Raw genomic sequence first — 25,554 nt, 5'->3', positions numbered from 1 at the left:
CCGGTGGGAGTATGGGGACATGAGCGCTCAGCCTGTGTCTCCTGCCGGTGCGATGCCGATGCCGCCACTGACTCCGGAAAGTCTGCGGGCTGCCGTCGCCCGGCTCGTTCCTTCTCGGCTCGATGAACTGAACGAGCACTTGGTGCACGCGGCCACTCAGGCACAGGAGCTGGACAGCACTGTTCCGCTGCGATCGTTCACCGAGTACTGGGGCATCGTGGTGGCCATAGAGCGCGATCCTGTACGGGCTGCCCGCTTCCACCAGTTGGAAGCCGTGGTCGACGCCGGCTTGGAGCCCGAGGCGACGCGAGCTGCGATCACCGAGATCGGCACTCTCGTCGACGAGGCTCGTGCCGAGGTTCTGGCGTGACCCATGAGTGGACCTGGGAGTACGACCCGGATGCCGAGCACGTCATCGGTGGCCTCCCACCGGAAGCCGTCAATGAGGTGGCGCGGATCGCCGATTCGCTGGCGGTGCTGGGACGCGACACCACCCACGTAGGCCGCGGCCCGGCTCACGGTGGGGGCCTGCGCTCGGTGGATCTGGCCGAGGGCCGTGGCTTTCTGCTCTTCATGGCCGATGCCCGAGCCCAGCTCATCGTCGTCGTCCGCGTCATCTGGCACGGATGACGTCTGGTGCGGCCTCAGAGACTCACTTCTTGATCTCCACGCGGATCTCGGAGCGCAGCTTCGCCGCGATCCCGGCGGCCTCGTCGAAGGGGATCTTGACGCCCAGGGCGGAGCGCTTCATGTCGCCCACGTAGACCACGCCGGCCGTGCTGTGGTCCGCCCAGATGCACAGCGGGAGGACCGTGGTGCCGCTGCCGTCGTTCGGGTGCGTGTACTGGCACTTCATCGCGCCGTCGAAGCCGGGCGGTGTGACGGCCTGCGGGGTGCCCTCCACCTTGGTGGCTGTGGCCGACTTCGCCAGGCTCTTGAACATCGCGTCCACGAAGTTCTCGGGCTTCTTGATGCCGCCCCAGATGCCGATGAACCGCATCAGCTTCCGCTCGGGGATGTTCTCGGTCTTGTACCCCGCCGCATCGGACTCCGGGTTCTTCACACCCATGATGCGCAGATCACGACGCGCCCCAGCGTTGTTGAAGACGTCCTGGTCGTGGAAGTCGGGGTCCTTCTTGTACTCGGTGAGGACCGTGTCCGGCGTCGTCAGCTTGTAGCGCTTACCGTCGTCCGCGACGGAGGAACCGCTGTTGTCCTTCATCAGCACGGTGATCCCGCCGATGATCGCCCCGACCACGACGAGCGCCGCCACCGTGATCCCGATGACCTTGCCCTTGCCGCCGCGCCGCGGGGGTATCGGCGGCGGGTACGGCGCGGGCATGCCGGGGTAGGGCTGCTGTCCGTAGGGACCCGGCTGGCCGTACGGAGGCTGCGGCTGCGGATACCCGTAGCCCGGCTGCGGGGCGCCCTGGCCGTACGGGTTGGGCGGCAGCGGCTGCTGGGGCGGCTGCGGACCGCCGTACGGGCCGGGCTGGGCGTGGCTCATCTAGTTCCCCCTCAGGAATGCGGCTCAGGCGGCCGGGCACGCCCTGGCGGAGGGAACCCCTGGCGGGCCCTCGCGGGCCACGCCGGCGGAGCGTTCAGGATCCCATACGGGATCGGGGGATTCGAAAGCGATTTCCCCTGCCGGGCCGCCCGTACGGCCCCCGCTGCTTCGAGCTACTTGTTCTTGCGGACCTCGGTGCGCACCTTGGCCGTTGCCTCGGACAGTTCCTGTGCCGACATCGCGTTGCCGGTGGCGGAGGTGGTGGCACCGCCGGTGATGCCGCCGGAGCCCTTGGTGACCGAATGCGAAACGACAGTCACCGCGCTGGAGTCGCCCCAGATGCAAATCGAGCCTTCGGAGGTCGCGGTGAAAGACGCGGCGGTCGCAGTGCTCTTCCTCGCCTCGCACTTCATCACCGCGCCGTCGAAACCGCTCGGGTGGAACTCGGTGACGGGTGTGACGACCTCGACCTTGGCTCCGGGCGTGGAGGATGAACTCTGGTCCAGCTTGGCGAAGATCGCGTCGACCGCCTTGCCGGGGTCGGACACGTCGCCGTAGACGCCCCTCACGGCCAGGCTCTGTTGCTGGGCGTTCTTGTAGGCCGCGCCGACACCAGTGCCGTTCGTGATGCCCATCGCCTTGAGTTCGTTGTCGTCGGCGAGGTTCTTGTTGGTGGCGCCGGTGGAGGACTGCTGCTTGTTGAACTTGCCGTCCAGCAGCGAATCCGGCATCACCAGCGTGTAAGGCGCCACCTTCCCGCCGCCGCTCCCGCCGCCGCTCTTGAAGAAGAGGACGCCGCCCACGATCGCGCCCACCACGACCAGCGCGCCGATCGTGATGCCGATCGCCTTGCCCTTGCCGCCGCCGCTCTGCGGCGGCACCGGCGGCGGGTACTGGCCCGGCATGCCGGGCTGCGGCTGCTGGCCGTACGGGCCCGGCTGCTGGGGCTGGCCCCAACCGCCCTGCTGCGGCGCGCCGTACGGTGGCTGCTGGCCGTACGGGCCTGGCTGTGGGGGCTGGCCGTAGGCCGGGGCGGGGGGCTGCTGCGGGTAACCGTAACCGGGCTGGCCGGGGGCTCCTCCGGGGCCGTACGGCCCCGGCTGCTGGGGCTGCTGGGGAGCGCCGTAGGGGCCCGGCTGGTTGTAGCTCATCGTGTCTCGTTTCGATCCGTGGCTCGTGACAGGCCCGCCATCCTCCCCGACGTCTTACGCGGGCTTTACCCCGGGGCGGCAACAGTTCGGGAACAGTCGCCCCGTCAGCCCGTCCCGTCAGCTCCCCACCGGCACCCGCACGCGCTCGCGGAACGTCGCGACCCTGCCGGCGGCCGAGTCGAGGCTGAGGTCCTTGCCCTGCACCATCAGCGAGGTGTCCAGGGCGAACACCGTGCCGACGGTGTTGCCGTCGGCCCAGATGCACAGCGGCATCCTGAGGGTCTTGCCAGTCGTCGGACCGAGGCTCTGCTTCGTCATCTGGCACTTCAGCACGGCGTCGTCGCCGAGTCCGTCCGGGGTCATCCGGCGCGGGCTGTCCTCGAATTCGATCCTCTCGTTGGGGTCGGTCTCCTTCGCGGCCCCGTCCGTCGCGCTCTTGAACAGGCCGTCGACCAGAGCCTCGGGGCTGCGCACGGAGGTGCCCCAGGCGCCGGAGAAGCGGAGAATCTTCTGCGCGCGCTTGTCCGTACCGGACTTGTAGTTGCCGTTGACGCCCTGCGGGTCGGCCATCCCGAAGCCCTTGAGCTCGTCGAGGGCCTTGGAGTCGAAACCGGAACCGGGGTCGCTCGTGTCCTTCGTGTAGTCGTCCGCGAGCGTGTCGGGCGCGGTGAGCTTGTAGCGCGCCCGCGCGATCCCGGTGGCGCTCGGCGAGGCGCTGGGCTCCGGGGTGCCGGGGGAGGCGCTGGCGCCGGCCTTGGCGCCGTCGTGGTGCTTGTCGTTCCCGGTGAAGAGGACGACGCCGCCCACGATCGCCCCGACCACGACGAGCGCCGCCACCGCGATGCCGATCGCCTTGCCCTTGCCGCCACCGCGCGGCGGGACCGGCGGCGGGTACGGACCGGGCTGCCCCCAGCCGCCCGGCTGCTGCGGCGGCGCGCCGTACGGGCCGGGCTGCGGCGGCGCGCCGTACGGCGAGGCTGCGGGCGGTGCGGTCGGCGGTGGCGGCGGGAAGCCGGGGGAACCAGGGGTGCCGCCCTGGCCGTAGGGGTTCGGTTGCTGCGGCGGCATCCCGTACGGGCCCGGCTGTTGCTGGCTCATCGTCGCCTTTGCGTGTCGCGGAAGATCGTTCCAGGCCATCCTTTCCGACGCCGCCGCCGGGCCCCGCCCCGGGGCCCGGAATGGATTCGTTACCCCCGCACACGCCCCCGTAGACTTCTCCCGTGACCGAGAACACTCAGCGCCCCGACAGCGGGCCGAACGACAGCACCCCCGAACTGCCGACCCAGTACGCGCCGGCCGATGTAGAGGGGCCGCTGTACGAGCGCTGGGTAGAGCGGGGCTACTTCGAGGCGGACGCGAAGAGCGACAAAGAGCCGTACACGATCGTCATCCCGCCGCCGAACGTCACCGGTTCCCTCCACCTGGGCCACGCCTTCGAGCACACGCTGATCGACGCCCTCACCCGCCGCAAGCGGATGCAGGGCTACGAGGTCCTGTGGCAGCCCGGCATGGACCACGCCGGCATCGCCACGCAGAACGTCGTCGAGCGCGAGCTGGCCAAGGAGGGCAAGTCCCGCCACGACCTCGGCCGGGAGGCGTTCATCGAGCGCGTCTGGCAGTGGAAGGCCGAGTCCGGCGGGCAGATCTCCGGCCAGATGCGCCGCCTGGGTGACGGCGTGGCCTGGTCCCGCGAGCGCTTCACCATGGACGAGGGTCTCTCCAAGGCCGTCCAGACGATCTTCAAGAAGCTCTACGACGACGAGCTGATCTACCGCGCCGAGCGCATCATCAACTGGTGCCCGCGCTGCCTCACCGCGATCTCCGACATCGAGGTGGAGTACCAGGACGACGACGGCGAGCTCGTCTCCATCCGCTACGGCTCCGGGGACTCGGAGATCGTCGTCGCCACGACCCGCGCCGAGACGATGCTCGGTGACACCGCCGTGGCCGTCCACCCCGAGGACGAGCGCTACCGGCACCTCGTCGGCACCGAGATCGAGCTGCCGCTGACCGGCCGCCGCATCCCGGTCGTCGCCGACGCGCACGTCGACCCCGAGTTCGGCACCGGCGCCGTCAAGGTGACCCCGGCGCACGACCCGAACGACTTCGAGATCGGCCGCCGCCACGACCTGCCGTCGCTGACCGTCCTCGACGAGCACGGCGTCATCACCGTCCACGGCCCCTTCCTCGGCCTGGACCGCTTCGAGGCCCGCTCCGCGATCGTCGGCGCGCTGCGCGCCGAGGGCCGCGTCGTCGCCGAGAAGCGCCCGTACACCCACTCCGTGGGCCACTGCTCCCGCTGCAAGACGACGCTGGAGCCGCGCCAGTCCATGCAGTGGTGGGTCAGGACCGCCCCGCTGGCGAAGGCCGCGGCCGACGCCGTCCGCGACGGCCAGGTCAAGATCCACCCGCAGGAGATGGAGAAGCGCTACTTCGATTGGGTCGACAACCTCCACGACTGGTGCATCTCGCGCCAGCTGTGGTGGGGCCACCGCATCCCCGTCTGGTACGGCCCGGACGGCGAGATGGTCTGCGTCGGCCCGGACGACGAGGCGCCCGCCGGCGAGGGCTGGCACCAGGAGACCGACGTCCTGGACACCTGGTTCTCCTCCGGCCTGTGGCCCTTCTCCACGCTCGGCTGGCCCGAGAAGACCGACAGCGTCCAGAAGTTCTACCCGAACTCCGTCCTGGTCACCGGCTACGACATCCTCTTCTTCTGGGTCGTCCGGATGATGATGTTCGGTCTCTACGCGATGGACGGCACCCCGCCGTTCCACACCATCGCCCTGCACGGCATGGTCCGCGACCAGTTCGGCAAGAAGATGTCGAAGTCCTTCGGCAACGCGGTCAACCCGCTGGACTGGATGGACAAGTACGGCTCAGACGCCGTCCGCTTCACCCTCGCCCGCGGCGCCAACCCCGGTGTCGACGTGCCGATCGGCGAGGACTGGGTCCAGGGCTCGCGCAACTTCGCGAACAAGATCTGGAACGCCACCCGCTTCGCGATGATGAACGGCGCGACGGTGGAGGGCGACCTGCCGCCCGTCGAGCAGCTGTCGGCGACGGACCGCTGGATCCTCTCCCGCCTCAACGCCACGGTCGCCGAGGTCGACGCGTACTACGACGACTACCAGTTCGCCAAGCTGTCGGACGCCCTCTTCCACTTCGCGTGGGACGAGGTCTTCGACTGGTACGTCGAGCTGTCCAAGACCACCTTCATGGGCGGCGGCGAGCGGGCCAAGGTCTCGGCCCGCGTGCTCGGCGAGGTCCTGGACGTCACGCTGCGGCTGCTGCACCCGGTCGTCCCGTTCGTCACCGAGACGCTGTGGACCACGCTCACCGGCAAGGAGTCGGTCGTCATCGCCGACTGGCCGGCCGACAGCGGCTTCCGCGACGCGGGCGCCGAGCAGGAGATCGAGAACCTCCAGCAGGTCATCACCGAGGTCCGCCGCTTCCGCTCCGACCAGGGCCTCCAGCCCGGCCAGCGGGTCCCGGCGAAGCTCGACCTGAGCGGCACCGCCCTGGCCGCGCACGAGGCGGCGATCCGTCAGCTGCTGCGCCTCCAGCCCGCCGAGGACGGCTTCCAGGCCACGGCGACGCTGCCGGTCGCGGGGGCCACGGTCGCCCTCGACCTGTCCGGGGTCATCGACTTCGAGGCGGAGCGCAAGCGCCTGACGAAGGACCTGGCGGCGGCGGAGAAGGAGAAGGCGCAGGCCAACGCCAAGCTGAACAACGAGGCGTTCCTGGCCAAGGCGCCCGAAAAGGTCGTCGACAAGATCCGTCAGCGTCTGTCCGCCGCCGAAGAGGACATTGAACGGATCACCATGCAGTTGGCCGGACTGCCGCAGGGCTGAAGCCGCAACGAACTCGCCGACGTTGTCAGTGGGTTGTGCTTCACTGACAACGTCGGTCTTCCCCGCCGCAGCGGGGATGATCCGGCCGACGGAGGACATCGCTCGGATCAGGGCCCAGCTGTCCGGTCTGCCGCAGGGCTGACACAGCTACGGAAGCAGCCCCCCGTCGCGAGAGGACTCCTCTCGCGACGGGGGGCTGCTTCCGTTTCCGGTGAGGTGATCACCTCCCGGTCGGCGGCGCCTCCCACGGGGTGGGCGGTACGGTCCTCGCCTCCCACGGCCGGGACCGGCCCGGGTCCCACATGGGGCCCCACGGTCCTTCCACCGGTTCCTCGTCCACCCGGTTGAGCGGCCGGTGGCTGCCGCGGTTGCGCTGCGGCCAGAACAGGACGTACACCGTCGACACCGCCACGAAGATCAGCCGGATCAGGCCGCGCGCCGAGTCGTCGTGGACGACGAAGACGCTGCCGTAGAGCACGATCAGCGCGATCCAGCTCCACCACGGCACCAGGCGGCGCTGCCCGCAGACGTCCCACAGCAGGGTGCCGAGCAGCACGGAGGCGGTGTAGTAGGTGTAGACGCTGGGGTCGAGGAGGATGCGGGCGTTCGCGCCCAGCAGCACCACGCCCGCCCAGCGGCCGCGCCACACGGCGACCGCGCCGAGCGTGAGGCCGAGGGCGGCCTGGGCGGGCCGGGCCCAGTTGGGGGTCTCGGGGGTGTTGCCGCCGAGCCAGCGCAGGGCGGACGCGGGGTTGTTGGGGATCGTGAACTTCGCGGCGGCGAAGGAGTGCGGGTCCACGAGGAAGAACGGCAGCCAGGCGACGGCCACCAGCCCCACGCACCACAGCATCGCGCGCATCCAGCGGTCCCTGGGCAGGGCGAGGATCAGCGGCAGGAAGGCCAGCGCGGTCGGCTTGGAGTCCAGCGCCAGGGCGAGGCAGATGCCGACGGCGGCGGGGTTGCAGCGCGTCAGGAACCAGACGGCCAGCGCGGTGAAGAACAGCGCGAGCACGTCGTCCAGGTGCCCGAAGCGGACGGCCACCTCGATCCACATGGGGATGAACGCGGCGCCCGCGATGAGGACGCGCCGGCGCAGGCGCTGGTGGTTGGTGCCGGTGCCCAGGAAGTGCATGGCGGCGCTGCGGCCCGCGAGCACCACGATGACCAGTCCCAGGGCGGACATGAACGCCGCCGCGAGGAACTGGCCGGTGTGCTCCGAGAAGGGGTTGAACAGGCCCGCCACCAGGAAGCTGATGGGGCCCATCTGGAGCTCGGGGTGGTGGGCGTAGAGGTTGAGCCCGCCCGTCCCGTTGCCCCCGTCGTATATCAGCTCGCCGCCGGTGCGCAGATAGTGCCAGGAGAAGCCGCCGCTCGGCTCCACCAGGGCGAACCACAGCACGGTCCACGCTGTGAGCAGCAGCAAGTGCATCCGAGTGCTGACTTCCGGTACCCGCACGACGCTCCTGTTCCGCCACCCGGAACCGCTCCGGGCGATGTGGGCAATGTTTTCCCCGGCGGTCAGATGGCGGAAGAGGGGCGGAGGTTGCCTCGTGGGCCTCAAGTGTGGCCCATTTCATGTTTGTTCAGTTGGTGGCCGCTAACTGTCGGAGGCCGGCGTCAGCTCTCGACGGCGATCGGGCCGGAGGTGACGACCTCGGCGTTGCGCCGCGTCTTCGCCCAGCCGTTGCGGCCGCGCAGCATCCGTACGAAGCCGCGGGCGGACGCCGGGAAGAGGTGGTAGGCGTACAGCCACAGTGCCAGCCCCCACAGCAGGGAGACGAGCAGCGAGCGGCCCGGTGCGCGGTCCCGGCGGTAGACCGGGCCCCACAGGACGAACGGCAGCACGGAGACGACCGCCAGGCCGAGCACGAGCGGCCACAGGGCGAGCATGCCGCCGAACGCCTCGCCGGCACCCTCGTCGGCGACGGTCAGCCCGAGCAGGGCGAACATGACCAGGCAGAGGGCGAGCGTCACCAGGTGGGCGACCGGCTGGAGGAAGGTGTAGAGGGTCTCCAGGACGCCCTTGCCGCTGTAGTGGCGCGAGGAGACGATGCGCGGCGCGTAGCGGACGCACTGGAGATTGCCCTGGGCCCAGCGGGTGCGCTGGGTGAGGAAGCGGCGGCCGTGGGGGAGGCCCTCCTGCGAGACCCAGGTGTCCGCTATGTGCGCTATTCGGTCGCCGTTGAGGATCATGTGCAGGCCGAGCTCGTAGTCCTCCAGGAGCGCGCCGCGCTGCCAGGGGCGGCGCTCGGCCGCGGCGATGCGGTCCAGCGAGGCGAGCCGGGTGAACTGGCCGTTGCCGCCGAGGCCCACGGAGCCGGTGCGGCCGCGCAGCAGCTGCATGCCGGCGTTGGAGACGGAGAACTCCATGTCCTGCATCCGCACGAGCAGCCGGGCGAAGGCGTTGCGGACCCGGCCGCGGTCGGCGAGCGGGCGCGGATCGTCGGCGTTGCGCATGTGCACGCTGACCTGCACGCCGCCGGTCTCCGGGTCGCCGAAGCCGAGGGGGCCGCTGACGCGGTCCAGGGCGCGCGGGTCCAGCTGGCCGTCGGCGTCGATGACGCAGACGACGACGTGCTCGCGGTCGACGTCCTCGGGCAGGTACTCGTTCAGCTCGTCGTACGCGGCGTTGAGCGCGGCGCCCTTGCCCAGCCGGGCGTTGGGGCGGTGGCGGCGCACGAGGTGGACGCGGCGGTCCGTCTCGCCGAGCTCGGCGACGATCGCGCCGGTGCGGTCGTCGCTGTCGTCGTCGATGACCCACACGTGGGCGCTCGGGTGGTCCTTGCGCAGCCGGTCGACGGTCGTCCCGATGACGGCTTCCTCGTCACGGCACGGCACGAAGAAGTGCCAGTCGAACGCGGCGGCGTTCCCGTCCTCGACGGTGGGGCGCCGCAGGTACGAGGTCCGCGCCCCGGCCCAGTAGAGGAGGAAGCAGAGCAGCAGGAAGAAGGGGAAGACGAACAGCAGGGGACTGTCGAACATGAGGGTGGGAACTCCGGGGGTGGGGGGCGGTTCGCGGGAGCGGCGGGCCGGGCGTTACGCGGCCGCGGCGAGCTGCTCCGGCGCCGTGACGGCGGCGAGCAGGGCGACGATCCGCTCGGAGGCGAGCCCGTCCCCGAAGGGGCTGGGGAGCGCGGCCAGCCGGGCCAGGCCGGCGGGACCCTCCGCGAGCCGGCGGCGGGCGACGGCGCCGATCTGCGGGCCGGGCTCCACCAGGTCCGCGAAGTCGGCCATCGCCTCGGGGCGTTCGGTGGAGCGGCGGACGACGACCAGCGGGCGGCCCAGCACGGTGCACTCCTCCTGGATGCCGCCGGAGTCGGAGACCAGGAGCGCGGCGTGGCGGGCCAGCGCGAGGAACTCGCCGTAGCCCAGCGGGCGGCACACGGTCAGGCCGGTGAGCAGGTCCTCCAGACCGGCGGCCGCGATCCGCGCCCGGGTGCGCGGGTGCAGCGGCACGACGACGGGGACGGACTCCGCGAGCGCGGACAGCTCGGTGAGGATCGCCCGGAGGGCGTCCACGGAGTCGGTGTTCTCGGGCCGGTGGACGGTGGCCAGGACGTACGCGTCGGCCGTCAGCCCGTGCCGCTCGACGAGCTCCGCGCGGGCGGAGGCGTCCGGCAGCTGGCCGTGCACGGCCTCCACGACGGTGTTGCCGGTGACGGCGATACGCGCGTCGTCGATGCCCTCGGCGAGGAGGTTGGCGCGGTTGTCCCCGGTCGCCGCGCACAGCACGTCGGCGATCCGGTCGATGAGGACGCGGTTGTGCTCCTCGGGCATGTTGCGGTCGTGGCTGCGCAGCCCGGCCTCGACGTGCAGCAGCGGGATGCCGCGGGCGTTCGCGGCGAGCGCGCCGGCGAGGGCGGCGTTGGTGTCGCCCTGCACGACTACGGCGAGCGGCGGCTCGGCGGTGAACAGCGCGTCGAGCTGCGCGAGCGCGGCGGAGATCTGCACGGCGCGCGGCTGCCCGCCGATCCCGGTCAGGAAGGTCGGCTCCGGAAGCCCGAGCTCGCTCAGGAAACGGCCGGACAGCTCCTCGTCGTAGTGCTGACCCGTGTGCACCAGGTGGGCGGCGGGGCCCAGCAGGCGGACGAGGTCGGTGAGCTTGACGAGCTCGGGGCGGGTGCCGAGGACGACAGCGACGCTACGGGCGGGGAGGTGCGACACGGATGACTCCTGGAGCTGTGCGACGAGGACGGCTCCGAGAGTGCGAGGGGTTGGTTGCGGGGTTGGATGGGCGTCGGTTGCGTGACGGTTGCGGATCGCTCCGCGGGGGGTTTCGGGACGTTGGTCCCGTGGGGCGCCGGGCCTTTTTCCCCAGCCCCGCCCCTTCCCGGCTGCATCTGAATTTGCGGCTCCGCCGCGTGGGGGGCGCTGCCCCAGACCCCGATGTGCGGGTGCGTCGGCTGACGCGCAGCGCCTGCGGCGCTCGTCCTCAAACTCCCCCAGCTACCTCCCCCAGACTCCGTCCGGGGGTGCCCCCAGAGGTGGGGCCCCCCCGGGGGGGGGGGGGGCCCCCACGGAAAATACAAAACCGGGGGGGGGGGAGGTGGGGGGGGGGGGGGGGCCCCCCCGGGGCCCCCCCCCGGGGGGGCCCGGCCCCCCCCCCACCCCCCCCCCCCCCGGGGGGGGCCCACCTCTGGGGGAGGTAGCTGGGGGAGTTTGAGGACACCGCGCGAAGCGCGGTCCGGGGTCTGGGGCGGAGCCCCAGTTTCGGGAAGGGGCGGGGCTGGGGAACAAAGCGCCGCAGGCGTGCACCAGCCGCGGAGCCCCCACGCGGCGGAGCCGCACATCAGATGCAGCCGGGAAGGGGCGGGGCTGGGGAAGCAAGCCCGCCGCAGGCGCCGCCCAGGTCCCGGGCGCGAGCCCGGAAGCGCTAATCCAGCGCCCGATACCGGTAGCCGAGCCCCCTGACGGCCTCCAGGGGGTCCGCCGCCTCATCCCCCGCCGCCTGCCGAAGCTTGCGCCGCAACCGAAGCACCGCGAACTTCACCCGCTCCCGCCCCGTCCCCTCCGGGTCGTCCCAGACGCGGTCGAGCAGCTGGTCGGTGGTGAGCACCCGGCCCCGGTTGCGGACGAGCACCTGGAGCAGCCGGTACTCGATGTCGCTGAGCCGTGCCTCGTGGCCCTGCCAGACCGCCGAGCGGCGCTCGGGGACCAGCCGCAGGCCGTCGTCGAAGGAGTCGCCGGCCCACCGGGTGGGCGCGGTGCGGCGCAGGAGGGCCTCGACGCGGGCGAGGAGCTCGTCGTTGCCGAAGGGCTTGGGGAGGTAGTCGTCGGCCCCGGCGCGCAGCCCGCGCACCCGGTCGGTCTCGGCGCCGCGGGCGGTGAGCAGGAGGACGGGCAGGTCGCTGAGGTCGCGGGTGCGCTCCAGCACCTCCCAGCCGTTGAGCTGGGGCAGGCCGATGTCGAGGAGCATCAGCGCGGGCCGTTCGGTGAACAGCAGCCGCAGCCCGTCGCGGCCGTTGTCGGCGTGGATCACGTCGTAGCCGGCCCGGTCGAGGAGGGTGCGCAGGGCGAGGGCGAGGTCGGGGTCGTCCTCGACGACCAGGACGCGGCTCACGGCGCGTCCTGACCGGCGGGCGCGGTGTCGGGGCCGGGCCCGGTGACGGGCAGCCGGATCAGGAAGGTCGCGCCCTCGCCCTCGGCGCCACCCGCGGTGAGGGTGCCGCCGTGGAGCTGGACGACCGTACGGCTGATGGCGAGCCCGAGGCCGGTGCCGGGATAGCCGCCGCCGGTGGCATTCGGTGCGCGGACGAATCCGGTGAAGATTTCCTCATGGAATTCATGCGGGATGCCGATTCCCGTATCGGTTACTTCGATCTCCCAGAAATGCCCGTGCGGAGCGGCCGTCACGGTGATCCGGCCATCCGATGGGGTGAATTTCGCGGCGTTCTCCAGAAGATTGGCCAGGACTTGCTGAAGGCGGTGCCGGTCGCCCCGGAGAGCGGGTCCCCGCGCGCAGTCCAGCACGGTGAAGACGGCCGCTCCCTGCGGCGTGGCCAGCCGGTCCAGGACGGCGTCCTGGACCATCGCGGGCACGTCCACCGCGTCGAATTCCAGCTCCAGGCCGGAGGCCCGCATCCGGGTGGTCAGCAGCAGGTCGGCGATCACCCGCTGCATGCGGTCGGCGTTGCGGCGGATGGCGTCGAGGAAGGCCAGCTGGTCGGCCCCCAGGGCGCTGCCCGCATCCGGGTCGGCCAGCAGCTCGCAGAAGCTGATGATGGACGTGAGCGGGGTCCGCAGCTCGTGGGAGGCGGCCGCGGTGAAGGCGTTGCGCTGCCGCGCGAGCTCCGTGAGCGCGAGGTTGTCGCGCTCCAGGTCGCGCTCCCGGCGCTTGCGGTCGGTGATGTCCTGGAAGGTCCACAGCGCCCCGAGGTGGGCGCCCGCGCGGCGCAGCGGCTCGACCTCGCGCCGGATGGTGCGCCCGTCCGTGAGCGGGATCTCGGCCGTCCGGTGCACGTGTCGGCCCGCCAGGATCTCGCCGGGGCTGCCGGGGCCGGAGAAGCCGGCCGCGAAGAAGGCCCGTACGAGGGGGACGACCGGCCGCAGCGGAGCGCCGGGGGAGAGGTCGGCCCGGCCCTCCAGATCGAACATGCGGACGAAGCGCTGGTTCGTCGCCAGCACCTCGTCCGCCGGGCCCTGCACGAGTGCGCCCGCCGGCAGCGCTTCCAGGACCGCCTGGAGCCGGTCCCGGTCCTCGGACGGCATCTTTCTCAGCCAGCTCTCATGGAGTCGGGGAACACTAACTCCGCTTAACGGAGTTTTCGGGAAAACCGTATGCCAAGGAGAGGGAGCGCGCCCCCCAATGAACAAGCCCGTCCGGCACGTCGCCGTCTGCTCCCTGCTGCTCGTCCTCGCCGTGCTCGTCCGGGCCACCTGGATACAGGCCGCCGAGGCGGGCAGCCTCGACGACAACCCCCACAACCCGCGACAGGCGATAGCCGCCCACTCCCGGCCGCTCGGCAACATCCTCGCCGGAGGCAAGCCGCTCACCGGCTCCACGGCCACCGGCGGCGACCTGAAGTACAAGCGCACCTACACCGACGGCGCGCTCTACGCCCCGGTCACCGGCTTCTCCTCGCAGATCTACGGCGACACCCAGCTGGAGAGCCTCTACAAATCCGTCCTCACCGGCCAGGACGACCGGCTGCGCAGCCCCTCCGACGCCATCACCAACAAGCAGCCCGACCCCGGCGACGTCATCACCACCATCGACCCGGCCGTGCAGAAGGCCGCCTTCGAGGGGCTCGGCGACAAGACGGGCGCCGCCATCGCCCTCGACCCCGCCACCGGGGCGATCCTCGGCATGGCCAGCACCCCCTCGTACGACCCCGGGCGCTTCGCGGGATCCGGCGCCGCCGACCAGAAGGCGTGGGAGAAGCTGGAGAAGGACAAGGGGCAGCCGACCCTCAACCGCGCGCTGCGCCAGACCTATCCGCCGGGCTCGGCCTTCAAGCTCGTCGTCGCGGCGGCCGCCCTGGAGAACGGCCTCTACTCCTCCGTCGACGACCCCACCGACAGCCCCGACCCCTACCTCCTGCCGGGCACCCGCACCTACCTGCCCAACGAGAACACCAGCGCCCCCTGCAAGAACGCCAGCATCCGCACGGCGCTCCAGTACTCCTGCAACAACGTGTTCGGGCACCTCGCCGAGCGGCTCGGCGCGCAGAAGGTCGCACAGCAGGCGGAGAAGCTCGGCTTCAACGACGGCAAGATCGACACGCCCGTACGGGCCGCCAAGAGCCTCTACCCGACCGACATGAACGCCTCGCAGACGGCGCTGTCCGGCATCGGCCAGTTCGACGACCAGGCCACCCCGCTCCAGATGGCCATGGTCTCCTCGGCCATCGCCAATGACGGCAAGCTGATGACGCCCCGGCTCGTCGACCGCGTCACCGACGGCAGCTCCGGCGTCCTGGAGAAGAGCGACCCGAAGCAGTACGGCCAGGCGATGTCCGCCGACACCGCCCGGCAGCTGAAGTCCGCGATGCGGACCGTCGTCGAGCAGGGCACCGGCAGCAACGCCCGGATCGACGGCCTGACCGTCGGCGGCAAGACGGGCACCGCGCAGCACGGCGTCGACAACAGCGGCACGCCGTACGCCTGGTTCGTCTCCTACGCGCAGAACAGCCAGGGCAAGCAGGTCGCCGTCGCCGTGGTGATCGCCGACAGCGACGCCGACCGCTCGGAGGTCAGCGGCAACGGGCTCGCCGCCCCCGTGGCCAAGGCGATGATGAGCGCGGCGCTGGCCCCCGGTGCCTGATGACCGCGCTGTCAGTGCGGCTCCGTAGACTGGACCGCGTGAGCGAGCGCCCCCAGAACGACGAGAACGACGACACCGGCACCGGCGAAGACGACCGGTTCGCCGAGATTGTCGATGCCGAGACCGACCTCCCCCGAGCTCTCGACTCCGCTCGAGCAGGGGGGACCCCCACCCCCGACCTCGCCGTGATCGAGGCCGGCAGCCGCACCCTGCGCACCCAGGGCGGCCCGCCGCAGGGCGACGGCGTGCCGTCCCGCCCGGCCGACCCCGAGGTCGACCGGGCGCTGCGCGAGGTCGAGGCCGAGCTGGCCGGCCGCTGGCCCGAGACCAAGCTCGACCCGTCGCTGCGCCGCATCGAGGCCCTGATGGACATCCTCGGCCAGCCGCAGCGCGCGTACCCCGCCATCCACATCACCGGCACCAACGGCAAGACCAGCACCGCCCGCATGATCGAGGCGCTGCTGGGCGCCTTCGACCTGCGCACCGGCCGCTACACGAGCCCGCACGTCCAGTCCGTCACCGAGCGGATCAGCCTGGACGGCGCCCCCATCGAGGCCGAGCGCTTCATCGAGACGTACCGCGACATCCAGCCGTACGTGGAGATGGTCGACGACCGCGAGGAGCACCGGCTCTCCTTCTTCGAGGTGCTCACCGCCATGGCCTACGCGGCCTTCGCGGACGCCCCCGTCGACGTGGCGGTCGTCGAGGTCGGCATGGGCGGCACCTGGGACGCCACCAATGTCGTCGACGGCACGGTCGCCGTCGTCACCCCCATCTCGCTGGACCACACCGACCGGCTCGGCGCGACCCCCGGTGACATCGCCGGGGAAAAGGCCGGGATCGTCAAGCAGGGCGCCACCGTCGTCCTCGCCCAGCAGCCCGTCGACGCCGCGCAGGTCCTCCTCAAGCGCTCGGTCGAGGCCGACGCGACGGTCGCCCGCGAGGGCATGGAGTTCGGTGTCGTCTCCCGCGAGGTCGCCGTCGGCGGCCAGCTGCTGACGCTGCGCGGCCTGGGCGGCGAATATCCGGAGGTCTTCCTCCCGCTGTACGGCGCCCACCAGGCGCACAACGCCGCGGTCGCCCTCGCCGCCGTCGAGGCGTTCTTCGGCATCGGCTCGGAGCACGCCCGCACGCTCGACATCGACACCGTCCGCCGCGCCTTCGCCGCCGTCACCTCGCCGGGCCGGCTGGAGGTCGTGCGCCGCAGCCCCACCGTGGTGCTGGACGCCGCGCACAACCCCGCGGGCGCGGCCGCCGCGGCCGGGGCCGTCACCGAGGCGTTCGGTTTCAGCCGCCTCATCGGTGTGGTCGGCGCCAGCGCCGACAAGGACGTCCGGGGGGTCCTGGAAGCCTTCGAACCGATCTTCGCCGAGGTCGTGGTGACCCGGAACTCCAACCCGCGCTCCATGGACCCCGACGAGCTGGCCGGCATCGCGGTCGAGATCTTCGGCGCCGAGCGCGTGCAGGTCGAGCCCCGGCTCGACGACGCCCTGGAGGCGGCCATCACCCTCGCGGAGGAAGAGGGCGAGTTCTCCGGCGCGGGCGTCCTGGTGACCGGCTCCGTGATCACGGTCGGCGAGGCCCGGCTGCTCCTGGGGAGGGACTGACCATGCGCATGCTCTGCTCCAGCACTCTGATCGGTGAATTCTTCATCATCGGGTTCGCCGGTCTGGTCGCCATGCAGACGTCCGACGTCCCCACCGGCACGGTGTGGGCCGTCAGCGGCACGGCGATGGTGCTGAGCGTCCTGCTGTGCGGGATGCTCGGGCGGCCCGGCGGCGTGCAGCTCGGCTGGCTGCTGCAGGGCGCGCTGGTCCTCAGTGGGTTCGTCGTCCCGATGATGTTCATCCTGGGCGTCGTCTTCGGACTGCTGTGGTGGGCGTCCGTCCACTTCGGCGGCAAGATCGACGAAGCGAAGGCGCGCTTCGCGCGCGAGGCGGCGGACGAGGCTGCGGCCGACCCGGCCTGAGCGCTCCGCTGGAGTGCGGTCCGGTCACCGCGGCCCCGGTGGGGGCCGGCCGCGCAGTTCCCCGCGCCCCGCACGGGGCGCGGCACCGCTCGGTGGGCCCGCCCCCGATCTCGGGTCCCGAAGATCCGCGATACCCTCGCCGCACTGTTGTCCCGCCCGCAAGGAGCCGCAAGTATGAGCCAGCGCACCCTCGTCCTCCTCAAGCCCGACGCCGTGCGGCGCGGCCTGACCGGCGAGATCATCGGCCGGATCGAGCGCAAGGCGAACTGGACGATCAGCGCGCTGGAGCTGCGCACCCTGGACCGGGGCACGCTGGAGCAGCACTACGCCGAGCACGTCGGCCGCGAGTTCTACGAGCCCCTGATGCAGTTCATGTCCTCCGGGCCCGTCGTGGCCCTGGTGGTCGAGGGGGAGCGTGTGATCGAGGGCGTGCGCGCGCTGGCCGGCCCGACCGACCCCATCTCGGCCGCCCCGGGCTCCATCCGTGGTGACTTCGGCACCATCACGCGCGAGAACCTCATCCACGCCTCGGACTCCGAGGAGTCCGCCCAGCGGGAAATCAAGATTTTCTTTCCGGGCCTTGCCTGATAGCCCGTCAGTGACGCACCTATTCTGATCAGGGGCGGCCGATTTCTTTTCGGCCGCCCTCTGGCATATGCGCGGCGAACGAGGGAACCTCTCACTCCGACACGACGTCACCATTACTGGGGCGGGCTCGCGTTCCGCCGACAATGGCGGAGGAACCCTCGCGCCGCGTACGACCGGTCGAGACTACGATGAAGCTTCCGCGCCCCGCAGCGCACCGCACACCCTGCCGACCTCAAGTAAGCATTCGCTCCAGCTGGGAAGGCCAGACGTATCCTCATGGGGAACAACATGTCGTTCATCGGCCGTGACATGGCTGTCGACCTCGGGACCGCCAACACGCTGGTGTACGTCAGAGGCCGCGGAATCGTCCTCAACGAGCCGTCAGTCGTCGCCATCAACACCAACACCGGCGGCATCCTCGCGGTGGGTGCCGAGGCGAAGAAGATGATCGGCCGGACCCCGGGCAACATCGTCGCCGTGCGTCCGCTCAAGGACGGGGTGATCGCGGACTTCGAGATCACGGAGCGGATGCTCCGCTACTTCATCCTCAAGATCCACAAGCGGCGCTGGATGGCCCGCCCGCGCGTCGTGGTCTGCGTGCCCTCCGGCATCACCGGCGTCGAGCGCCGCGCGGTGATCGAGGCGTCCACCCAGGCCGGCGCCCGCCAGGTGCACATCATCGAGGAGCCGATGGCCGCCGCGATCGGCTCCGGCCTCCCCGTCCACGAGGCCACCGGCAACATGGTCGTCGACATCGGCGGCGGCACCACCGAGGTCGCGGTGATCTCCCTCGGCGGAATCGTCACGGCACAGTCCATCCGGGTCGCGGGCGACGAGCTCGACAACGCGATCATCCAGCACATCAAGAAGGAGTACAGCCTCCTCCTCGGTGAGCGCACCGCCGAACAGATCAAGATCACCATCGGCTCGGCCTACGACCTCGAACAGGACGAGCACACCGAGATCCGCGGCCGCGACCTCGTCAGCGGGCTGCCCAAGACCGTGGTCATCTCGGCCGCCGAGGTCCGCAAGGCCATCGAGGAGCCCGTCAACTCCATCGTCGACGCCGTCAAGACCACCCTCGACAAGTGCCCGCCCGAGCTGTCGGGTGACGTGATGGACCGCGGGATCGTTCTCACGGGCGGCGGCGCTCTCCTGCGCGGCCTCGACGAACGGCTGCGCCGGGAGACCGGGATGCCGATCCACATCGCCGAGGACCCGCTGGACTCCGTCGCCCTGGGCTCCGGCAAGTGCGTCGAGGAGTTCGAGGCGCTCCAGCAGGTGCTGGACGCCCAGCCCCGCCGGTGAACGGGTGACCGGCCGGGGCTGGAATTCACCGGTCCGGCCGGTTCTCGCGGCCACCCGTGTCAGGGTGGCGCGAGGGCGGCGCCCGGCTGTACCCGCTGCCGGTATCCAAACTGATATACAGGCAGAACGCTCCCGATGACCGGTCCGGACCCGCAGCCGGCCGGTCCGACGAGAAGGGCACGCCGCCGCACGTGAGGGACACACGAGAGAGCCGGCTGCTACTGGTGCTGCTGGTCGCCGTCGCGTTCGCACTGATCACGGTGGACATCCGCGGTGGCGAACAGTCCCCGCTCGACGGCGTCCGGCACGCCGCCGCCTCGGCCTTCGGGCCGGTGGAGGCCGGGGTCGCCGACGCCGTGGACCCGGTCGGCAACGCCGTCGCGGCCGTACGCGACTCGGGCGGCCGCCACAGCCGGATCGCCCAGCTGGAGCGGGAGAACGCCGACCTCAAGCAGCGCCTCGGCAGCAACGACCGCAACCGCGGCCGGGCCCGCGAGCTGGACGCCATGCTCAAGACCGCGGGCCGCGGGCAGTACGGCATCAAGGGCGCCCAGGTCATCGCCATAGGAGCCGCCCAGGGCTTCTCCTGGACGGTCACCATCGACGCGGGCAGCGACGACGGCATCCACCGCGACATGACCGTGCTCAACGGCGACGGCCTCGTCGGCAGGGTCACCACCGTCTCCCGGTCCACCGCCACCGTGCTGCTCGCGACCGACCCCAAGTTCACCGTCGGCACCCGCATGGAGAAGTCCGGCGAACTCGGCTTCGCCACCGGCCAGGGCGACCGCTCGCTGCGCGTCGAACTCCTCAACGGCAAGGCCTCCGTCCACGAGGGCGACCGCCTCGTCACCTTCGGCTCCAGCAGGAACAAGCCGTTCGTGCCCGGCGTCCCCGTCGGCGAGGTCACCCGCGTCGAGCCCGCGGGCGGCAGCCTGACCCGCACCCTCCAGGTCCGGCCCTTCGTCGGCTACAGCAGGCTCGACATCGTGGGCGTCGTCGTCGAGGAGCCCCGCACCGACCCGCGCGACACCGTCCTGCCACCGAAACCGGAAGCCCCCAAGCCGACGCCCACGGTGACCGTCACGGCCACCCCCTCCGCGAGCGCCAAACCCCAGGACTGAACCGATGCGCATCAACCGGATCCTGCTCTCGTCGGCGCTCGTCGTGATCGCCCTCGTCGTCCAGGTGACCGTTCTCGCCCGGCTCCACCTCCCCGGCGCCGTCCCCGACCTGATGCTCCTCGTCGTCGTCGGCCTCACGCTCGTCTACGGGCACACCAGCGGCGCCCTCATCGGCTTCGGGGCCGGTCTCCTCGCCGACCTCGCGCCGCCCGCCGACCACGCCACCGGGCGGTACGCCCTGGTGCTGTGCGTGATCGGCTATCTCGTCGGCCTGGTCAAGCCGGAGAGCGGGAGAGTGCGTTCGGCCACCGTGCCCATGCTCGCCGTCGTCGCCGCGGCCATCGGCTCCACGCTGCTCTACGCGGGCGTGGGCTCCCTCGTCGGCGACACCGCGGCCCGCCACGTCGGGCTGACCGGCCTGGTCCTCACCGCGACGCTCTACGACCTGCTGCTGGCACCCTTCACCGTGCCGCTGATCATGGCGCTCGCCCGCCGCACCGAGAACGACCCGCTCGCCGGTGAGGGGGGCCCGGCGACCCTGGCCGGCGGCGAGGGCGCCTACTCGCGCCTCGGCGGCCAGCGCGGCGGCCTCTTCGGCCGGCCGCTCCGCCGCCAGGGCCGTCTGAAGGGGGTCCGGCGGCTGTGACACGGCACTCTTCCGGCAAGCACGGCGGGGCGGTCGAGGGGGCACACGGAGAGGCGTCCGCCGGGGCGTGCGCCGGTGGCTCCGGAGCGACGAACGAGGGGGCGTCATGAGCAACATTCCCGAATCCGGGCGGACTTCCCGCGTCACCATCCGCCTCATCACCATCCAGATCCTCGTCGTCTCCCTCCTGCTCACCCTCGGCGGCCGCCTCTGGTACCTCCAGATCCGCAACGGCGACCAGTACACCGCCGAAGCCGCCGACAACCACATCCAGCAGGTCGTCGCCCCCGCCACCCGCGGCTCGATACTGGACGCCCGCGGCGTGCCGCTCGCCGACAACGAGACCCGCCTCGTGGTCTCCGCCAACCGCACCGACCTGCTGAAGATGCCCGACCGCGGCAAGACCGTGCTCGCCCGGCTCGCCGGCGTCCTCGGCCTCAGGCCCGAGGACGTCGCCGCCAAGGTGCGGCTGTGCGACGCCAAGACCCCCAAGCCCTGCTGGGCCGGCTCGCCCTACCAGCCCATCCCCATCACCGACCAGGCCACCACCCAGCAGGCCCTGCAGATCCGCGAGCGCGCCGAGGACTTCCCCGGCGTCACCGCCGAGCCCACGGCCGTACGCCGCTACGCCGGGCCCGGCGGCTCCAACACCGCCCAGGTGCTCGGCTATCTCTCGCCCGTCACCGACGACGAGATCAGCAAGACCAAGGCCGGCTCCGCCCCGCTGCTCCGCTCCGACCAGGTCGGCCGCTCCGGCCTCGAGCGGCAGTACGACACCCAGCTGCGCGGCAAGGCGGGCGTCACCCGCTACGAGGTCGACAACCTCGGCCGCGTCATCGGCAAGGCCAAGAGCGACAAGGCCGTGCCCGGGGCCAACATCGTCACCAGCATCGACGCCCGCGTGCAGGCCATAGCGGAACGCGAACTGGACCAGGCGATGAAGGACGCCCGCAAGGAGCTCGACCGCAACACCGGCGTCAACTACAAGGCCGACGCGGGCGCCGTCGTGGTGATGGAGTCCAAGACCGGCCGGGTCGTCGCCATGGCCTCCAACCCCACCTACGACCCCAACGCCTGGGTCGGCGGCATCTCCGCCAAGGACTACAAGCAGCTCACCGGCAAGGACTCGGACTACCCGCTGCTCAACCGGGCCATCCAGGGCCAGGCGGCACCCGGCTCGATCTTCAAGGTCATCTCCGCCACCGCCGCCGTCAGGGCCGGATACGCCTTCAACGACAACTACAACTGCTCCAGCTCGTACAGCATCGGCAACCAGGTCTTCAAGAACTTCGAGTCCAAGGGCTACGGCCCGATCAACCTCGGCCGGGCGCTGGAGGTCTCCTGCGACACAGTCTTCTACGACCTGGCCTACCGCCAGTGGCAGAAGGACGGCGGCAACAACCCCAAGCACCCGGCGGACTGGTTCTACCGCACCGCCCACGACTTCGGCCTCGGCAAGGAGACCGGCATCGACCTCCCCAACGAGGTCGAGGGCCGCGTCCCGGACCGCGAGTGGAAGAAGAAGTACTGGGAGGCCAACAAGGACACCTGGTGCAAGCAGGGCGGCAACAGCGACGACTACGCCGCCAAGATCGCCAAGGAGAACTGCGAGTCCGGCATGCGGATGCGCGCCGGTGACTCCGTCAACTACTCCATCGGCCAGGGCGACACCCTCGTCACACCCATCCAGATGGCCACCATCTACGCGGGCATCAGCAACGGTGGCACGCTCTACAACCCCACCATCGGCAAGGCCATCGTCAGCGCCGACGGCAAGCACGTCCAGGAGATCGCCCCCACCGCCCACGGCAGGCTGCCCTTCGACAGGAAGACCCGCGACCAGCTCGACGCGGCGCTCGCCGGCGTCGCCACCCAGGGCAGCGCCGCCTGGCGCTTCGAGGGCTGGCCGCAGAAGGACATCCCGATGCACGCCAAGACCGGCACCGCCGAGGTCTACGGCAAGCAGACCACCTCGTGGTTCGCGACGTACACGCAGGACTACACCGTCGTCATGACGATCTCTCAGGGCGGCACCGGCTCCGGCGCCTCCGGCCCCGCCGTGCGCAACATCTACAACGCGCTCTACGGCGTCGACGAGAAAGGCAAGATCGACCCCGGCAAGGCCCTGCTGCCGCACCCCGAGAGCGGACTCCCCAAGATCGAGAAGGACGGCACGATCGAGGCCCAGAAGATCGACGCGCCCTCCCCGCCGCCCGCCCGGAAGGAGGACCAGCAGCAATGACCACCACCGGCGGCTACAGGATCCGCCGCTACACCCCCGAGCGCGGCGTCTGGGGCACGCTCACCGCCCGCGACTCCGTCCTGCGCCGCCTCGACTGGGTCATGCTGCTCGCCGCGCTCGCCCTCTCCGGCATCAGCACCCTGCTGGTCTACTCCGCCACCCGCGGCCGCAAGGAACTCACCCACGGCGACCCGTACTACTTCCTGCTCCGCAACATCCTCAACACCGGCATCGGGCTCGCCCTCGCCATCGGCGCGGTCTGGGTCGGCCACCGCGCCCTGCGCGGCGCCGTCCCCATCCTCTACGGCGTCTCCGTGCTGCTCACCGCCGCCGTGCTCACCCCGCTGGGCGCCACCATCAACGGCGCCCGCTCCTGGATCCAGCTGGGCGGCGGCTTCTCCCTCCAGCCCTCCGAGTTCACGAAGATCACCATCACGCTCGGCATGGCGATGCTGTTGGCCGCCAAGGTCGACGGGGGCGAGAAGGCGCACCCCGACCACCGCACCGTCCTCCAGGCTCTCGGCCTCGCCGCCCTGCCGGTCCTGATCATCCTGCTGATGCCCGACCTCGGCTCCGTGATGGTGCTGGTGGTGATCGTGCTCGCCGTGCTGCTCGCCTCCGGCGCCTCCAACCGCTGGATCGCCGGCCTGCTCGGCGCGGGCGTCCTAGGCTGCGTCCTCATCTGGCAGCTCGGCGTGCTCGACGAGTACCAGATCAACCGCTTCGCCGCCTTCGCCAACCCCGCCCTCGACCCCTCCGGCGTCGGCTACAACACCAACCAGGCCCGTATCGCCATCGGTTCCGGCGGCCTCACCGGCGCCGGGCTCTTCCACGGCTCCCAGACCACCGGCCAGTTCGTGCCCGAGCAGCAGACCGACTTCATCTTCACCGTCGCCGGGGAGGAGCTCGGCTTCGTCGGCGCGGGCGCGATCATCTTCCTCGTCGGTGTCGTCCTCTGGCGCGCCTGCCGGATCGCCCGCGAGACGACGGAGCTCTACGGGGCGATCGTCGCGGCCGGGATAATCGCCTGGTTCGCCTTCCAGGCGTTCGAGAACATCGGGATGACGCTGGGGATCATGCCGGTGACCGGGCTGCCACTGCCCTTCGTCTCCTACGGCGGCTCGTCGATGTTCGCCGCGTGGATCGCCATCGGCCTGCTCCAGTCGATCAAGGTCGAGAGACCCGTGTCCGCGTAGGGCCCGGTCCCGGCAGGCGTTCGAAACCGGTCGCATCGCCGCCGAGCCCTGCACATCGGGCCGTATCCGGACTAGATTCGCCCTATGGCGGACACCGTGCGAGAGATCGAGCGGAAGTACGAAGGCCATGGCGCGAAGCAGGCCCGGCTGCCCGACCTGAGCCGGGTCGCGGCGACCGTCACCGACCAGGGGACGCACAAGCTCGACGCCGTCTACTACGACACGAAGGACCGGCGCCTCGCCGACGCGCACATCACCCTCCGCCGCCGCACCGGCGGAAACGACGCGGGCTGGCACCTCAAGCTCCCCGTCGGCCCCGGCGTGCGCGACGAGATCCGCGCGCCCCTGACCCCGGCCGTGCCACGGGAACTCACCGACCTCGTGCGCTCCAGGATCCGCCACGCCGAGCTCACCCCGGTGGTCCGCATCGTCTCCCGCCGCACGGTCCACCACCTCCTGGACGACGACGGCACCCTCCTCGCCGAGGCGAGCGAGGACGCGGTCACCGCCGACCGGCTCACCCGGGGCGGCCGCTCCGCCCGCTGGACGGAGGTCGAGGTGGAGCTCGGCGAAGGCACCGACCCGGCCTTCCTCGACACCGTCGAGCGACGCCTGCGCAAGGCCGGGCTCCGCCCCTCGAAGTCCCCCTCCAAGCTGGCCCGCGCCCTCGCGGAGACCGACCCCGCACCGCCGAAGGCCACAGGCAAGAAGGGCAAGAAGGGCAAGAAGGCAGCCGGACCCACCGCCGGTGACCACGTGCTCGCGTACGTCCGCGAACAGACCGAGGCCCTCCTCGCCCTCGACCCCGCCGTCCGCGGCCGCGCCGAGGACTCCGTCCACCGGATGAGGGTCGCCACCCGGCGGCTCCGCAGCGCCTTCCGGACGTACGGCAAGGTCCTCGACCGCGAGGTCACCGACCCCGTCGGCGCCGAACTGAAATGGCTCGCCACCGAACTCGGCGTCGACCGCGACCACGAAGTCCTCGCCGCACGCCTCGCGGACCGGCTCGCCGAGGTGGACGGCACGCTCGTCCTCGGACCCGTCGCCGCCCGGCTCCGCATCGCCGCGGCGGGCCGCCGCAAGGGCTCCCGCAAGCGCCTCGCCGCCCTCCTCGACAGCGACCGCTATCTCACCCTCCTCGACACCCTCGACGCCCTGCTCACCGACCCGCCCCTGCGCCCCGCGGCCGCCCGTCCGCCACGCGAGGTGCTGGCCAAGGCCGTCCTGCGCGACTACGGCCGCCTCGCCTCCCGCGTCGAGCACGCCCTGGCCACCGGGCCGGGCCCGGAGCGCGACACCGTCCTGCACGACGCCCGCAAGGCCGCCAAGCGCGCCCGCTACGCCGCGGAGGCGGCGCGGCCGGCGCTCGGCAAGCCGGCGAAACGGTTCGCGGCCCGCATGAAGTCCGTACAGTCGCTGCTCGGCGACCACCAGGACAGCGTCATGGCCCGCGCCGCCCTGCGCACCCTCGCGGTCCAGGCCCACGCGGCGGGGGAGAGCACCTTCACCCTCGGACTCCTGTACGGCCGGGAGGAGCGGCGGGCGGCCGACGACGAGCGGGAGCTGCCGGAGCTGTGGCGCAAGGCATCACGCAAGCGCCACCGCGAGGCACTGCTGCGCTGAGGCGCTCCCGGGCCCCCGGGAACTCACCGTGCAAGGGCGTCACCTCGGCTGCGTTAGCCTTGAGGGTCACCCCTGTCAGCTCA

21 protein-coding genes are annotated in these 25,554 nt (G+C 71.4%); 13 read left to right on the top strand and 8 right to left on the bottom strand.

Going from position 1 to position 25,554, the window contains the following annotated elements; genetic code table 11:
* The first annotated feature begins 19 nt into the window (after positions 1-19).
* Positions 20-370 carry a hypothetical protein gene (locus tag ACFY1P_RS14195; RefSeq protein ID WP_390750743.1) on the top strand — a complete coding sequence of 117 codons (351 nt, stop codon included), beginning with the start codon at positions 20-22 and terminating at the stop codon, positions 368-370.
* Positions 367-630, top strand: coding sequence for a hypothetical protein (locus tag ACFY1P_RS14190; protein ID WP_390750742.1), 264 nt, complete (start codon positions 367-369; stop codon positions 628-630). Before ACFY1P_RS14195 ends, ACFY1P_RS14190 begins: the two co-directional genes overlap by 4 nt.
* Positions 631-652: 22 nt before the next feature.
* Here ACFY1P_RS14190 and ACFY1P_RS14185 read toward each other — a convergent pair whose 3' ends face one another.
* The 3 genes from ACFY1P_RS14185 to ACFY1P_RS14175 form a co-directional block, all read right to left on the bottom strand.
* A complete protein-coding gene (locus ACFY1P_RS14185; RefSeq protein WP_390750741.1) occupies positions 653-1,507 on the bottom strand; it encodes a hypothetical protein in 855 nt (284 codons plus the stop codon).
* A gap of 173 nt (positions 1,508-1,680) precedes the next feature.
* A complete protein-coding gene (locus tag ACFY1P_RS14180; RefSeq protein ID WP_390750740.1) occupies positions 1,681-2,658 on the bottom strand; it encodes a hypothetical protein in 978 nt (325 codons plus the stop codon).
* A gap of 117 nt (positions 2,659-2,775) precedes the next feature.
* Positions 2,776-3,756, bottom strand: coding sequence for a hypothetical protein (locus tag ACFY1P_RS14175; protein WP_390750739.1), 981 nt, complete (start codon positions 3,754-3,756; stop codon positions 2,776-2,778).
* A 122-nt stretch (positions 3,757-3,878) separates the two neighbouring features.
* On the opposite strand from ACFY1P_RS14175, the gene ACFY1P_RS14170 reads away from it, so the two are divergent.
* Positions 3,879-6,512 (top strand): valine--tRNA ligase, encoded by a 2,634-nt coding sequence (locus tag ACFY1P_RS14170; protein ID WP_361533539.1) that lies wholly within the window; start codon positions 3,879-3,881, stop codon positions 6,510-6,512.
* 220 nt (positions 6,513-6,732) lie between these two features.
* On the opposite strand, the gene ACFY1P_RS14165 is transcribed toward ACFY1P_RS14170, so the two are convergent.
* From ACFY1P_RS14165 to ACFY1P_RS14145, 5 genes are all read right to left on the bottom strand, one after another.
* On the bottom strand, positions 6,733-7,941 hold the full coding sequence (locus tag ACFY1P_RS14165; RefSeq protein WP_361529779.1) for a hypothetical protein: 1,209 nt from the start codon (positions 7,939-7,941) through the stop codon (positions 6,733-6,735).
* A gap of 188 nt (positions 7,942-8,129) precedes the next feature.
* Positions 8,130-9,494, bottom strand: a complete 1,365-nt coding sequence (locus ACFY1P_RS14160) for a glycosyltransferase (protein ID WP_361529776.1) — start codon at positions 9,492-9,494, stop codon at positions 8,130-8,132.
* A 54-nt stretch (positions 9,495-9,548) separates the two neighbouring features.
* A complete protein-coding gene (gene wecB, locus ACFY1P_RS14155) occupies positions 9,549-10,676 on the bottom strand; it encodes a non-hydrolyzing UDP-N-acetylglucosamine 2-epimerase (RefSeq protein ID WP_390750738.1) in 1,128 nt (375 codons plus the stop codon).
* Positions 10,677-11,385: 709 nt separating this feature from the next.
* Entirely contained in the window at positions 11,386-12,072 is a 687-nt protein-coding gene (locus tag ACFY1P_RS14150; protein ID WP_361529285.1) for a response regulator transcription factor, read from the bottom strand.
* Positions 12,069-13,220, bottom strand: coding sequence for a PAS domain-containing sensor histidine kinase (locus tag ACFY1P_RS14145; protein WP_361529282.1), 1,152 nt, complete (start codon positions 13,218-13,220; stop codon positions 12,069-12,071). The genes ACFY1P_RS14150 and ACFY1P_RS14145 overlap by 4 nt, the downstream gene beginning before the upstream one ends.
* Before the next feature lie 97 nt (positions 13,221-13,317).
* On the opposite strand from ACFY1P_RS14145, the gene ACFY1P_RS14140 reads away from it, so the two are divergent.
* The 10 genes from ACFY1P_RS14140 to ACFY1P_RS14095 all read left to right on the top strand — a co-directional run bounded on the left by ACFY1P_RS14140 (position 13,318) and on the right by ACFY1P_RS14095 (position 25,471).
* The gene (locus ACFY1P_RS14140; RefSeq protein ID WP_361529279.1) at positions 13,318-14,775 is read left to right on the top strand and encodes a penicillin-binding protein 2; all 1,458 of its coding nucleotides are present in this window, start codon (positions 13,318-13,320) and stop codon (positions 14,773-14,775) included.
* A gap of 38 nt (positions 14,776-14,813) precedes the next feature.
* Positions 14,814-16,382 carry a folylpolyglutamate synthase/dihydrofolate synthase family protein gene (locus tag ACFY1P_RS14135; RefSeq protein ID WP_361529276.1) on the top strand — a complete coding sequence of 523 codons (1,569 nt, stop codon included), beginning with the start codon at positions 14,814-14,816 and terminating at the stop codon, positions 16,380-16,382.
* Positions 16,383-16,384: 2 nt separating this feature from the next.
* Positions 16,385-16,744 carry a DUF4233 domain-containing protein gene (locus tag ACFY1P_RS14130; RefSeq protein ID WP_361529273.1) on the top strand — a complete coding sequence of 120 codons (360 nt, stop codon included), beginning with the start codon at positions 16,385-16,387 and terminating at the stop codon, positions 16,742-16,744.
* Positions 16,745-16,918: 174 nt separating this feature from the next.
* On the top strand, positions 16,919-17,332 hold the full coding sequence (gene ndk, locus ACFY1P_RS14125; protein WP_361529270.1) for a nucleoside-diphosphate kinase: 414 nt from the start codon (positions 16,919-16,921) through the stop codon (positions 17,330-17,332).
* A 288-nt stretch (positions 17,333-17,620) separates the two neighbouring features.
* Positions 17,621-18,640 (top strand): rod shape-determining protein, encoded by a 1,020-nt coding sequence (locus tag ACFY1P_RS14120; protein ID WP_004950903.1) that lies wholly within the window; start codon positions 17,621-17,623, stop codon positions 18,638-18,640.
* A gap of 191 nt (positions 18,641-18,831) precedes the next feature.
* A complete protein-coding gene (gene mreC, locus ACFY1P_RS14115) occupies positions 18,832-19,764 on the top strand; it encodes a rod shape-determining protein MreC (RefSeq protein WP_361529267.1) in 933 nt (310 codons plus the stop codon).
* Between the two features lie 4 nt (positions 19,765-19,768).
* Positions 19,769-20,410, top strand: a complete 642-nt coding sequence (gene mreD, locus ACFY1P_RS14110) for a rod shape-determining protein MreD (RefSeq protein WP_361529264.1) — start codon at positions 19,769-19,771, stop codon at positions 20,408-20,410.
* A gap of 106 nt (positions 20,411-20,516) precedes the next feature.
* Positions 20,517-22,652 (top strand): penicillin-binding protein 2, encoded by a 2,136-nt coding sequence (gene mrdA, locus ACFY1P_RS14105; RefSeq protein WP_390750737.1) that lies wholly within the window; start codon positions 20,517-20,519, stop codon positions 22,650-22,652.
* Complete coding sequence (gene rodA, locus ACFY1P_RS14100) at positions 22,649-23,848, top strand: rod shape-determining protein RodA (RefSeq protein ID WP_361529258.1); 1,200 nt, start codon at positions 22,649-22,651, stop codon at positions 23,846-23,848. The genes mrdA and rodA overlap by 4 nt, the downstream gene beginning before the upstream one ends.
* Positions 23,849-23,932: 84 nt before the next feature.
* Positions 23,933-25,471, top strand: a complete 1,539-nt coding sequence (locus tag ACFY1P_RS14095; protein WP_390750736.1) for a CHAD domain-containing protein — start codon at positions 23,933-23,935, stop codon at positions 25,469-25,471.
* Positions 25,472-25,554 lie beyond the last annotated feature (83 nt).

Origin of the sequence: Streptomyces sp. NPDC001407 (genome assembly GCF_042895325.1) — a bacterium.
GTDB lineage: Bacteria > Actinomycetota > Actinomycetes > Streptomycetales > Streptomycetaceae > Streptomyces.
This window is presented reverse-complemented; position numbering and strand designations above follow the sequence as displayed.